Genomic DNA, 11,851 nt, shown 5'->3' with positions numbered 1-11,851 from the left:
AGTGACCATGAGCACCCAGTCCGGCATCGAGCCGACCGTCGACGTCGATCGCTCCGACCAGGACTACCGTGCCTGGCTCAAGGAGGCGGTGCGCAAGGTCCAGGCCGACGCCAACCGCTCGGCCGACACCCACCTGCTGCGCTTCCCGCTCCCGGACGAGTGGGGGATCGACCTCTACCTCAAGGACGAGTCCACCCACCCGACCGGCTCGCTCAAGCACCGGCTGGCCCGCTCCCTCTTCCTCTACGGGCTCTGCAACGGCTGGATCCGCCCTGGCAAGCCGGTGATCGAGGCCTCCAGCGGCTCCACCGCCGTGTCCGAGGCGTACTTCGCCCAGCTCATCGGCGTGCCGTTCATCGCCGTGATGGCCAAGAGCACCAGCCAGGCCAAGATCGACCTGATCCAGTTCCACGGCGGCGAGTGCCACCTGGTCGAGCGCTCGGACGAGGTGTACGAGGCGTCCGCCAGGCTCGCCGAGGAGACCGGCGGGCACTACATGGACCAGTTCACCTACGCGGAGCGGGCCACCGACTGGCGCGGCAACAACAACATCGCCGAGTCGGTCTTCGCCCAGCTGCGCCTGGAGCCGCACCCCGAGCCCACCTGGATCGTCGCCACCGCCGGCACCGGCGGAACCTCGGCGACCATCGCCCGCTTCGTGCACTACATGCAGTACGACACCCGGATCTGCGTCGCGGACCCGGAGAACTCCTGCTTCTTCGACGGCTGGGTGCGCCACGACCCGGACGCCGTCTGCGAGAGCGGTTCGCGGATCGAGGGCATCGGGCGGCCCCGGATGGAGCCGAGCTTCGTCCCGGGGGCGATCGACCGGATGATGAAGGTGCCGGACGCCGCGTCGATCGCCGCGGTGCGGGTGTTGGAGCGGGTCCTCGGGAAGAAGGCGGGTGCCTCGACCGGGACGGGACTGTGGAGCGCGCTGCGGATCGTCTCCGAGATGCGCGAGGCCGGGCGGACCGGCAGTGTGGTCGGCCTGATCTGCGACCCGGGGGACCGCTACCTGGACAAGTACTACTCGGACGACTGGCTGGCCGGTGAGCGGATCGACATCGCGCCCTACCAGGACGCGCTGGAGACCTTCCTCGCAGGTGGCCCCTGGACGGGCTGACACCGCGGCCGGTCCGACGGTCGGGGTGGTTCGGTCGGCCGGCGGCCCGTCGGATCGCTCGCGAGGCGGACGCAGAATGACGGATGTCAGCTGACAGATTTCAGACTCTGTCAGCTGACATCCGTTATCTGTTCGCTGAGATCTGTTCGCTGCTACCCGCAGGCCGTCGCCAACAACCCGTCACCCCCTCGCCGGCTGCCGGATCACCGCCCGGCCGCCCGCGAGGTCGACCCCGGTGCGCTTCGGTGCGCCGTCGTGTTCGTCGTCCCGCAGCACCAGCTCGATCCGCCGCTGCTCCAACTGCGCCCGCTTGCTCGGGTAGAGCAGTGCGTGCAGTTCCTCCGTGGCGGTTGCGCCCGCGCTGCGGCCGCCGGGGGCGTCCGTCGCCGGCGGGCGCGCATCCGCCGCACCACCGCGCCGAGGAAGAACAGCACCACCAGCCCGGCCGGTAACAGCAACCCGCCCGCTGCGCCCGTCAGAAGCATGCCCATGACCGCCTCAACGACCTTGTACAGCCCGCGAGTTCCCGCACCGCTGGGCTACAGCAACAGCTACAGCAACAGCTATGGCAGCGGTGCTCCCGGCAGGTCGGCCGGGACGAGCAGCTGGAGCTCCTCCGTGGACGGGTCGGCCAGGTGGGCCACCCGTACCGCGTGCCGCTCGACCATGGTCTCGAAGATCTGCCGCGCGGTGCGCCCGTTGCCGAAGTTGGGTCCGCGATCCAGCCGCCCGAAGTGCTCCAGCAGTGCCTTCTCCGTTTCGTCGGAGAGCGCGTACTCGTGCTCCGCACACTGGGCGCGGGCGATCTCCAGCAGCTCGTCCGCGGTGTAGTCGGGGAAGCTGATGGTGCGTGAGAAGCGTGACGAGACGCCTGGGTTGGCGGAGAGGAAGCGCTCCATCTCGGCGGTGTAGCCCGCCACGATGACGACGACCTCGTCCCGGTGGTCCTCCATCAGCTTGACCAGGGTGTCGATCGCCTCGCGTCCGAAGTCCCGCGCGCCGTCCTCGGGGGCGAGGGCGTAGGCCTCGTCGATGAAGAGCACACCGCCGCGCGCCCGGTCGAAGGCGGCCGCGGTGCGGATCGCGGTGGAGCCGATGTGTTCGCCGACCAGGTCGACCCGGGCCACCTCGACCAGGTGTCCGCGCTGGAGCACCCCGAGCGAGGCGAGGATCTCGCCGTAGAGGCGGGCGACGGTGGTCTTGCCGGTGCCGGGGGCGCCGGTGAAGACCAGGTGCCGGCGCAGGGACGGGGCTTTGAGTCCGGCCTGGCGGCGGCGTCGCCCGACCGAGATCAGGTCGATCAAGGTGCGCACCTCCTGCTTCACCGTGGCCAGCCCGACCAGCGAGTCCAGCTCGGCGAGCGCCTCGTCGGCCGGTCGGCAGTCCGGGATCGGGGCGATGCCCGACGACGAGGCTGATGCCGGGGCCGACGCCGGGGTCAACGCCGATGCTGCTGCGGCCAGTTGGGAGGTCCGGGGCGAGGGAACGTCGGTGCCCCCGAACGACGACCCGAGCCCGCCGCCCAGCCCGCCGCCCAGCCCGGGGCCGGAACCGCGCCCGGGCCCGGACCCCAGCCCGGGACCACCGCCCAGCCCCGGCCCGCCACCCGGTCCCGGCCCGGACGTGCGCCCACTGCCCAGCCCCGGTGCCGCCGCGACGTCGTCCGAGGTGCATCCCTCCGTGACCGGCCCCGGCTCGGAGAACTCGAACCCGGCCCGCTCGTTCTGCTCCGCCCGGCACCGGGTGAGCTGCGTCCGACAGCCGTCGATGATGTGGAAGCCGAAGCCCTTGCCGTGCGAGACCCGGCAGTCCTCGAAGGTGCCGCGACCCTGCGCCGAGACGTACACCCCGGCGTCCGTGCTGGCCCGCACGCTGCAGTCGCGCAGCACCGGGTCGGCGCCCTTGGTGACGATCACGCCGGTGGCAACGTCGGAGATCTCGCAGCCGGTGAGCAGGCCGCCGCTGCCGTGGTCGCGGAACCAGAGGCCGGTGCCCGCCTCCTGCACCCGGCAGCCGGCCAGCGAGACGGTGGCGCCGCCGCTGACCGAGACCGCCGAGCTGCGGATCCGACTGAAGGAGCAGCCTTCGGCGGTCGCGGCGGAGTCCCGGTCCAGGACGAACAGGGCGTCCGGCAGGTCGTGCAGCGAGCAGTCGGTGAGGGTGAGCCGGGCGCCGTCGCTGACCCACAGCGCCGGGTACTCGCCGTTGGAGCCGTGGATCTGGCAGGCCTCGGCGACGGCCTCGGTGCCCTGGTCCCAGACCGACAGCGCACCGCGGCCGAAGTCCCGGACGGTGCTGTGCGCGAGGCTGAGCCGGGAGCGTCCGCGCAGGTCGGCGCCGTTCTCCGGCAGGTCGTGCACCCGGCATCCGGTCAGGACCAGTTCGGCCTCGCCGTCCAGGGTCAGCCCGTTGCCGGTGACCCGGTGGATCTCGCAGTCGACCAGCCGCCCGCCCGCCTGCGCCTCGGCCTGCACGCCGCTGCCACGGATCTCGTAGATCTCACAGCCGGTCAGCTCGGCCGCGCTGCCCGGGTCGGAGAGCAGCACGCCGGCGCCGGAGGCGTGGTGGACGCGGCAGCGGTCCAGGGCGGCGGTCGCGCCGCCGAGGACGGCGAGTCCGGCCTGGCCGGCGGCGGCGACCTCGCAGTCCTCGAACGCGGCGGCGGTGCCCTCGCCGCGCAGCCGCAGCCCGAGTCCGCCCGGGTTGGCGACGACGCAGCCGCGCAGGGTGGGCCGGGCGCCGTCGGTGATCTCGATCCCGCTGGCCGAGCGGGTCTCGATCCGGCAGCCGCTGAACGCCGGTGTCGCCTGTGTGCCGGTGACCAGGACGGCGGGGGCGGAGCTGTCGCCGCCCTCCACGACCAGGTCGCGGACGTTCGCGGCGGCGGTGACGGTCAGCGCGACTCCGGAGCGCGGCTCGATCCGTACGGTGCCCGGACCGTGGGCCGGAACGATCGTCACCGGCTTGTCCAGCAGCACGTTCTCCCGGAAGGTGCCGGGCCGGACGGTCACGGTGTCGCCGGCCTCGGCGGCGGCCAGGGCCTCCGCGAGCGTGTCGTACTCGCCGGCGCGGCGGCGCCAGCGGGATGCGCTGTCCTGGGTGACCCGGACCCTGTGCTCAGCCATGACGGTCTGTCGTCCCCACCTTCGTCGTGCCGGCGTGCAACGGGCCGAACGCGCGGGGGTGCGCGGGCCGTCCGCCCCACCGTAGCGCGCTCGCATGGGTGCTCCGGCCGACCGTTCTCGCGCGGACACCGGTAGAGCCCACCGCCGCCACAGGTTCCGACCACTTGTTTCAACGAGCGTGCACAGCGGTGGTTCCGTGCGGCGGCGGTTCGGCACACCGGCACGCGCACGCAGCGACGATCCGGTGCTGCGGTGGCCGCCCGAGGCAGCTCCACAGCTCCACGCGGACTCCCGTCCACGAGACCACGGCGACCACGGCGAACAAGGCGACCAAGGCGACCGGGACGACCCGGCCGGCCGGGACGGTCAGGACCGCCCGGCCGGCCCCGGGGCGCGGCCCGTGCTCAGCGCTCGTCGGCCGGCCAGTGCGCGCCGTCCTCCAGCACCTCGACCTCGTCGCCCACGCGCAGCGTGCCGAGCACGTCGCCCTCGACGCCGACGGGGCGCTCGGGGATCAGGTTCTGCCCGAAGGCGGCCTTGCGCAGCAGGCGGTGGTGCCGGGCCAGCGTGCGCAGCGGCTCCTTGCCGCGCCGCTCGCCGGTCTCCTGGTCGGTGGTGGTGATGACGCAGCGGCCGCAGGGCTTGACCACCTTGAAGGTGAGCCCGCCGATCCGGATCCGGCGCCAGCCGTCCTCGGCCCAGGGCGCGGAGCCGGTGACGACCACGTTGGGGCGGAAGCGCTCCATCGGCAGGGGCGCGTGCTCCTCGGGGTGCTCGGCGGCGATCAGCTCGTTGAGCCGGTCCAGCGAGGCGGTGGTCGTGAGCAGCAGCGGGAAGCCGTCGGCCATCGAGACGGTGTCGCCGGGCTCGCCGTACTCGGGGTCGACGGGGCGGGCGCGCGGGTCGTCCAGGTGCACCAGGCGGTAGTCGCCGAGGTGTTCGGCGATCCACTGGTGCGCTTCCTCGGCGGCCTCGGCGGCGCGGAAGCGGGTGCCCCAGACCTCGACCTCGGCGAGCGGGTCACCGGCGGCGACGCGGGGGGCGTGGATCTCGATCCGGGAGCCGTCGGGGGCGGTCAGGGTGAGCGAGCCGTCGGGCAGGAGGGCGGGTCGGATCTGTCCGAGGGCGGCGTCCTCACGCTGGCTGACGAAGCGTCCGGTCGGGTCGGCGAGCATCCAGCGGCGGTCTCCGGCCAGGCCCCAGGGATGGACCACGGCGGTGTCCGGGCTCAGGCGGTACATGGACTTGACGGGGTAGACGTGGAGTCCGGTGAGCTGCATTCCCCCATCCTGCCAGCCGGCTTCGGGCTGGTCACAGGCCCCCCGTACGCGCACGGACCGCCCGGCACGCCGTGGGGGGCGTTCCGGGCGGTCCGTGGATGACCCGTTTCTCCGTTCGCCCGGCGTTCAGGGGTCGCCGGGTGGTGCTCAGGTGGTGCGGGTGCGGGCCGCGTGGGGGACGGCCCAGGGGTGTCAGCGGTTCAGTAGCCCTGGCCCTGCGACTGGTAGCCGCCGTTGCCCTGGAACTGGCCGGGGTCGCCGTACGGGCCCGGGCGCTGCGGCTGCATCGGGCGGACCGGCGCAACGGGTGCCATGGCCGGGCGCAGCTGGGCGCCGCCGAAGGACTGGTCGCCGCCCTGGCCCGGGAACCCGGGACCGCCGGCGGTCGGGCCGCCGAAGGACTGCTGACCGCCGAAGCCCTGCGGGCCACCGGGCTGGCTCTGGCCGAACCCGCCCTGGCCGCCGCCCTGCTGGGCGCCGAAGGACTGCTGGCCGGCCTGGCCACCGATGAAGGTGTTCTGGCCGCCGAAGCTCTGGCCGCCGGTCGGCTGGTAGCCGCCGCTGGCGGTCTGGGTGAAGGCCGGGGTCGCGGGCTGCGGTCGCTGGTACGGCTGGGGGGCGCCGTAGCCGGGGACCGGCGGCTGCGGGGAGGCGTACGCCGGCGCGGGCTGCGCGGGGATGTACGCCGTGGAGGGGCCGGCGGAGGGGCCGCTGCTCGGGCCGGGGCCCAGGGCGAGGCGGGCGGGCGGCAGCGCGGGGAGGTTGCTGCCGGCGCTCTCGTACCCGTTGCCGTACCGGTTCTCGTAGGACTGGCCGAGGCCGGATCCGTAACCGGACGACAGTGCCGGCGGCAGGGCGGCCGGCACGTTGATGGGTGCGATCTGGGGGACGCCGCGCTCAGCCACGAGGCTGTCGTAAATCGGCGTGCCGGAGGAGAAGGACGGAGAGGGGTAGCCGACTCCGTCGTAGGAGCGGGGCGAGGTCATGGGGCATACGGTAAGCCCACAATGCGCCTGCTGAGGAGAGCGGGAGGGGGAGCAGTTCGAGTGTTTACACAGTCTTCGCTCGCACAAAGGTTTCGAAAGTGGGAAGAACGGACAAACCGGAGTCCAGATCCGGACAACCTTGGCACCCCGTCAGTGATCGAACAGCGCCCGGACGATGCCGTCGGACGGCCTTGCGGTGACCGGCCGGTAGACGGTCGGGGACCTCGCGGAGAAACTTTTGCGGACGGGGCGTGCGCTGGCGCATTCGAGCCCCCGCCGAGGGTGCGACCGGGGCTCGTGAATGTTTCGGGGATAAAGGCCCCGTGAGCACGCTGATCACCTGGTCCGGGCCGGTCGACCGGTGGCGGACCGGTGGTCGCGGGCGGGTCCGGCGGACGCGGTCCGGGCCAGCCGTCGCGGGTGGGTCCGGTCGCCGCGGTCAGTGCGACTGCAGCGCCTGGGTCTGCGCGGGCAGACCGGGCTTGCCGACCTCCGACGTGCAGAACGAGCAGCGGCTCGCCGCGGCCGGGATCGAGCTCAGGCACTCCGGGCAGTCCACCTTCGCGGCCGGCGCGGGCTTGGCCGATTCGAAGCGCGCCTGCAGCCTGCCGACCGGCACCACCACGGCGAAGTAGATGACGGCGGCGGTCAGCACGAAGCCGATCACGGCGTTGACGAAGAGGCCGTACGGGAACCGGGTGCCGGCCACCTCGAAGGTCTTCTGCGTGAAGTCGCCGACGGCACCGGACGCGACCCCGACCAGCGGGGTGAGGAAGGCGCTGACGAACCCGGTGACGACGGCAGTGAAGGCCGCGCCGATCACGATGCCGACCGCGAGGTCCACCACGTTTCCGCGCAGCAGGAAGCTGCGGAATCCCTTGAACACCGGGCGACTCCAAATCCGTACGGGGAAGGGGGAGATGGGGCAGCACGGCGGCGCCCCGGCCGGACATCCTGCCGAGCGGTCCGGGCCGAGGTCCAACTGCGTTCACCCGATCCGCGTAACGGGCCCCGGGGCCGCTCGGGAGTCGGCGGCGCCTCGGCAGCAGCTCGGCGGTGGCTCGGCGGTGTCCCAGCGGTGGCTGCGCGGTGGCTCGGTGCGGCGCCTCGGCAGCAGCTCGGCGGTGAAGGGCCGGGCGGGTGCGAGCGCGCTCCGCCCGGCGACGGCCGAGGGTCCGCGAGCCCGGGGATCGGGACGGCGCGACGGTGGCGAACCGGAGCGCGGCCGGGGGCGAGACGGGGCGCACGGCGGTCGCAACCGGCGCACGACGGCGGCTCTCTGGCGCACATCCGGTGTACACGTGCGGGCGGATGGGCCACCATCAGGTTGCGCGAAGGGGCTGTCCCGGGCGGACCGCTGTGCCAAGGTCAGTCCATGTCCGACCATATGTCGGCCGATCCGGCCGGAACCCGTCCGCGTGTCCTGCACCTGATCAGTGATTCACGCCGCGGCGGCGCCCAGAACTTCGCCCGTGACCTCCACCGGGAACTGGGCCGCCGGGGCCAGTCCTCCGCGCTGTGCGCGCTCGCCCCGCACCCGGCGGTCCACCCGGGTGCTTCGGAGGCCGACCCGGGGGACTGTCCGGGCGCTTCCGGCCTGCGCACCGCCGCCGTCCTCGGTCCCGGCCGGCTGCGTCCGAGCACCCTGCGGGCGCTGCGTTCCGCCTCGCGCGCCGCCGACGTCGTCCTCGCACACGGCTCCGACACCCTGGCCGCCTGTGCGCTCGCCCTGGCCGGCACCCGCACCCCGTTCGTCTACGTCTCGGTCGGCCACCCCCGCTACTGGACCGCGAACCGGATGCGCCGGGTGCGCGGCGGCGCGCTGATGCACCGCGCCGCCGCCGTCACCACGCTCACCGACGAGGCGCGGGTCGTCCTGGAGGAGCAGTTCGCGCTGCCCGAGGGCAAGGTGCACGTGATTCCCAACTCCCGTGCCGCCGAGAGCTATCCGCCCGCCGACAGCCGGGACGACCGGCGCGCCGCCCGGCACGAGCTGGGCCTGCCGGCCGATGTCCTGCTGGTCGCCTGGATCGGCGCGATAGCGCCCGAGAAGCGGCTCGACCTCGCCCTCGACGTGCTCGACCGCCTCCCTGACGTCCGGCTCGCCGTCGCCGGGGACGGCCCGCTGCTGGAGACGCTGGCCCGCCACCCGGCCGCCGCCCGCGCCCACTTCCTCGGGCCCCTGCCCGATCCGGCCCCGCTCTACCGCGCCGCCGACGCGCTGCTGCTCACCAGCGACAGCGAGGGCGTTCCCGGAGCGCTGATCGAGGCAGCACTGGCCGGTGTGCCCGCCGTCGCCACCGACGTCGGCTGGGTGCGCGAGGTCGTCCGGGACGGCGCCACCGGCGCGCTCGTGGCCCCCGGCGACCCGCTCGCCCTCGCCGAGGCGCTGGGCAAGGTGCTGGCCGTCAACCGGGCGGGCCTCGGCGCGGCGGCCCGGGCGCACGCGCTGGAGCACTTCGAACTGGGCGCGGTGGTGGACGCCTGGCAGCGGCTGGTGGCCGAGGTGTGGACGGCGGGCACGGCTCCGGCGGACTGACGCGGGACCGGTCGGTCGGGCCCGGGCGGATCGGCCGGCTCGGGACCGACGGGCCAGGAACCGGCCGGCTCGGGACCGACGGGCCAGGAACCGGCCGGCTCGGGACCGACGGGCCAGGAACCGGCCGGCTCCGGACGGGTCGCCCCGAGGGACGGGCCGACGCCGCGGGCCCCGGCTGCGCCGTTCGGGCGAATTCCGGGACGCCGCCGCGCACGGACTCGCCGGTAATGAAACGCGGCCAGCACACTGCCCGGTGTGAACTCGAAGTCGCTGCTGCGGTCCACCGTCCTGTTCGTCGCCGCCGCCGGGATCGCCGCATCCCCCGTCCAGGCCGGCGCTGCGAGCCACCAACTCCCTTCCGAGGGTGCCCGGTTCGCGAGGTCCGACACCCCGCAGCCGGTGCGCGAGAGCGCCCGGACCGAGGCGGTGGAGTTCTTCTGGTACGACTGCGGTCACTCCCAGGCGCTCGAACAGCCCCTGCAGGCCTGGGCGGAGAAACACCGCGAGGACGTCTCGCTGAGCCGCGTCCCGGCGATCTGGCCGGGCAGCCCGGAGGAGAACGTACAGCGCGGCCACGCGCGGCTGTACTACACACTGGAGCGCCTCGGTCTGGTGGAACGCCTGCAGACCAGTGCGTTCCGCGCCATTCACAGCGATCACGTCGACCTCGGCACCGAGGACGCCTCCACCGACTGGGCCGCCCGCCACGGCGTCGACGCCCAACTCTTCCGCCGGACGTACCGGTCCACCGAGGTGGGGCAGTCGGTCGACGACGCTGCCGCCGCGTTCGTCCGCTACGGCATCAACGAGCTCCCGACGGTCATCGTCCAGGGTGAGTACCGGACTTCGCCGAGCAGGGCCGGCGGTGTCTCGGCGATGCCCGGGGTGCTCGACGAGCTGGTGCAGCAGGAGCAGATGAAGAAATGAGACTGCGACTCCACTGACGACGGATCAGGTGGAGTGCCTCGTCGAGATTCGACGGCCCGTGGCGACTCCACCACCCCCTGATGCCCCCAAAGCCCTTGTCTAACCATTCAGATGCTGTTTAATGGTTAGCATGAGTGAGCTGACGATCCCGCAGGTCCATCACCGCCGCGTCGACGTCGACGGGCTGCGCATCTTCTACCGCGAGACCGGCCCGGCCGACGCCCCCGTCCTCCTGCTGCTGCACGGCTTCCCGTCCGCCTCCCACCAGTACGCCAGGCTGCTCGACGCGCTCGGCACCCGCTACCGCCTGATAGCCCCCGACTACCCGGGCTTCGGCCACAGCGACAGCCCCGCGCCGGACGCCTTCACGTACCGGTTCGACACCCTCGCCGACGTGATCGAAGGCTTCTGCCTCACCCTCGGTCTGGACCGCTTCGCGCTGTACGCCTTCGACTTCGGAGCCCCCGTCGGCCTGCGCCTGGCCACCCGCCACCCGGAGTGGATCACCGGCCTGGTGGTCCAGAACGGCAACGCCTACGAGGAGGGACTCTCCGACCAGGCAAGGGAGTTCATCGCCAACCGGCGCGGCGCCCCGGGCGCCGGGGAAGCCGCGCGGTCGATCCTCACGCTGGAGATCACCCGCAGCCAGTACGAGGGCGGCACCGGGGACCCGAGCCTGGTCGCCCCCGACGGCTGGACCCTCGACCAGCACTTCCTCGACCTGCCCGGCCGCAAGGACATCCAGGTCGAGCTGGCCCTCGACTACTTCTCCAACGTCGAGCTCTACCCCTCCTGGCAGGCCTGGCTGCGCGCCGACCAGCCGCCGACGCTCGTCCTCTGGGGGCGCAACGACCCCTTCTTCACCGAGGCCGGCGCCCGCGCCTACCTGCGAGACCTGCCCGGGGCGGAACTGCACGTGTTCGACACCGGGCACTTCGCGCTGGAGGAGAAGCTGCCCGAGATCGCCCCGCTGATCGACGACTTCCTCGCCCGCACGCAGAAGTAGCCGGTAGCCCGCGGAAGTTCAGAGGTAGCCGGTCGTTCGGGGAACTGCAGAAGCAGACGGCCGTCCGGGGCGCTTCGGCCGTGGATCCCGGGTGGGTGGGCGTCAGTCGCGGCGCAGCAGGTAGGTGACGAAGCCGAGCGTCCCCCGGTAGCCGTGCAGCCACTCGGTGCGGTGCCGGTCCGCCGCCTCCCGGGCGGCCTCCGCGTCCGGGTGGTCCGGGTGGTCCAGCGCCCACTCGGCCAGCGCGCCCGTCCACGCGAACTCGTAGTCCTCCCACTCCCGTTCCGTGCTGACGTGCCCGAACACCGGGGTCCAGCCGTCCGCGAGGACCCGGTCGGTGGTCGTTGCCAGGTCCGCGAACTCGTCCCGGGTCGTACCCAGCCCGTCCAGGGCGGCCCGGGAAGGCTCGCGCTGCCAGAAGCCGTCGCCGACCAGCAACCGGCCACCCGGCGCCAGGAGTTCGCGGGCCGCCGCGAGCGTGGGCAGCAGTCCGCCGAACGCGTGGGCCGAACCGACGCACAGCACCAGGTCGAAGGGCTCCTTCGCGGTGAACTCCCGTGCGTCCAGGTGGTGCAGGCCGATCCGGCGCACCACACCGAGGGCGGTCGCGGTCTCCCGGGCGCGGGTCAGCGCCCCGGGGTCGAGGTCCACCCCCACGGCCCGCCAGCCCGGGCGCGCGGCCAGCGTCCGGATCAGCCAGGCGCCCTCGCCGCAGCCGAGGTCCAGGGCCCGGCCGTCCTCACGGCCCGCCGTCGCGCGGTCCAGCAGACGGGCCACCGACTCGTCCGCCAGCGGGGCCGCGATCGGGTGGTGGGCATGGGCGAGGCGGGAGATCTGCTGACGGTCCATCCGAGCAGTATGG

General features: G+C 73.4%; 10 protein-coding genes. 4 read left to right on the top strand and 6 right to left on the bottom strand.

The genetic code is table 11. From position 1 onward, the window contains the following. The first annotated feature begins 7 nt into the window (after positions 1-7). Positions 8-1,126, top strand: coding sequence for a PLP-dependent cysteine synthase family protein (locus ACZ7KX_RS36810; protein ID WP_470330311.1), 1,119 nt, complete (start codon positions 8-10; stop codon positions 1,124-1,126). A 180-nt stretch (positions 1,127-1,306) separates the two neighbouring features. Here the strand turns inward: ACZ7KX_RS36810 and ACZ7KX_RS36805 are convergent, their stop codons facing one another. The 5 genes from ACZ7KX_RS36805 to mscL all read right to left on the bottom strand — a co-directional run bounded on the left by ACZ7KX_RS36805 (position 1,307) and on the right by mscL (position 7,403). Further along, positions 1,307-1,453: a DUF6191 domain-containing protein gene (locus ACZ7KX_RS36805; RefSeq protein WP_470330332.1), complete on the bottom strand. Its 147-nt coding sequence runs from the start codon at positions 1,451-1,453 to the stop codon at positions 1,307-1,309. A 236-nt stretch (positions 1,454-1,689) separates the two neighbouring features. Continuing rightward, the gene (locus tag ACZ7KX_RS36800; protein WP_470330310.1) at positions 1,690-4,251 is read right to left on the bottom strand and encodes a right-handed parallel beta-helix repeat-containing protein; all 2,562 of its coding nucleotides are present in this window, start codon (positions 4,249-4,251) and stop codon (positions 1,690-1,692) included. Between the two features lie 404 nt (positions 4,252-4,655). Then, positions 4,656-5,531, bottom strand: coding sequence for an MOSC domain-containing protein (locus tag ACZ7KX_RS36795; protein ID WP_470330309.1), 876 nt, complete (start codon positions 5,529-5,531; stop codon positions 4,656-4,658). A 200-nt stretch (positions 5,532-5,731) separates the two neighbouring features. Beyond that, complete coding sequence (locus ACZ7KX_RS36790) at positions 5,732-6,517, bottom strand: DUF6643 family protein (protein ID WP_350526189.1); 786 nt, start codon at positions 6,515-6,517, stop codon at positions 5,732-5,734. Positions 6,518-6,956: 439 nt separating this feature from the next. Further along, the gene (gene mscL / locus ACZ7KX_RS36785; RefSeq protein ID WP_350526190.1) at positions 6,957-7,403 is read right to left on the bottom strand and encodes a large conductance mechanosensitive channel protein MscL; all 447 of its coding nucleotides are present in this window, start codon (positions 7,401-7,403) and stop codon (positions 6,957-6,959) included. Positions 7,404-7,892: 489 nt separating this feature from the next. On the opposite strand from mscL, the gene ACZ7KX_RS36780 reads away from it, so the two are divergent. From ACZ7KX_RS36780 to ACZ7KX_RS36770, 3 genes are all read left to right on the top strand, one after another. After that, positions 7,893-9,056: a glycosyltransferase family 4 protein gene (locus tag ACZ7KX_RS36780; protein WP_470330308.1), complete on the top strand. Its 1,164-nt coding sequence runs from the start codon at positions 7,893-7,895 to the stop codon at positions 9,054-9,056. Positions 9,057-9,311: 255 nt separating this feature from the next. Continuing rightward, positions 9,312-9,983 carry a thiol:disulfide interchange protein DsbA/DsbL gene (locus tag ACZ7KX_RS36775; protein ID WP_470330307.1) on the top strand — a complete coding sequence of 224 codons (672 nt, stop codon included), beginning with the start codon at positions 9,312-9,314 and terminating at the stop codon, positions 9,981-9,983. Between the two features lie 130 nt (positions 9,984-10,113). Beyond that, positions 10,114-10,989 carry an alpha/beta fold hydrolase gene (locus ACZ7KX_RS36770; RefSeq protein WP_470330306.1) on the top strand — a complete coding sequence of 292 codons (876 nt, stop codon included), beginning with the start codon at positions 10,114-10,116 and terminating at the stop codon, positions 10,987-10,989. Between the two features lie 102 nt (positions 10,990-11,091). Here ACZ7KX_RS36770 and ACZ7KX_RS36765 read toward each other — a convergent pair whose 3' ends face one another. After that, a complete protein-coding gene (locus ACZ7KX_RS36765) occupies positions 11,092-11,838 on the bottom strand; it encodes an SAM-dependent methyltransferase (protein ID WP_470330305.1) in 747 nt (248 codons plus the stop codon). Positions 11,839-11,851: the final 13 nt, after the last annotated feature.

The sequence above is a fragment of the Kitasatospora sp. NPDC038210 genome, assembly GCF_055600605.1.
The sequence above is the reverse complement of the archived record's forward strand: the minus strand, read 5'-3'. Positions and strand labels throughout refer to the sequence as shown.

Bases quoted from the DNA above. Each gene is read 5' to 3' on its own strand.
- ACZ7KX_RS36780 (WP_470330308.1), top strand. From the start codon at position 7,893: ATGTCCGACCATATGTCGGCCGATCCGGCCGGAACCCGTCCGCGTGTC.
- ACZ7KX_RS36790 (WP_350526189.1), bottom strand. From the start codon at position 6,517: ATGACCTCGCCCCGCTCCTACGACGGAGTCGGCTACCCCTCTCCGTCC.
- ACZ7KX_RS36810 (WP_470330311.1), top strand. From the start codon at position 8: ATGAGCACCCAGTCCGGCATCGAGCCGACCGTCGACGTCGATCGCTCC.
- ACZ7KX_RS36800 (WP_470330310.1), bottom strand. From the start codon at position 4,251: ATGGCTGAGCACAGGGTCCGGGTCACCCAGGACAGCGCATCCCGCTGG.
- ACZ7KX_RS36770 (WP_470330306.1), top strand. From the start codon at position 10,114: ATGAGTGAGCTGACGATCCCGCAGGTCCATCACCGCCGCGTCGACGTC.
- ACZ7KX_RS36795 (WP_470330309.1), bottom strand. From the start codon at position 5,531: ATGCAGCTCACCGGACTCCACGTCTACCCCGTCAAGTCCATGTACCGC.
- ACZ7KX_RS36765 (WP_470330305.1), bottom strand. From the start codon at position 11,838: ATGGACCGTCAGCAGATCTCCCGCCTCGCCCATGCCCACCACCCGATC.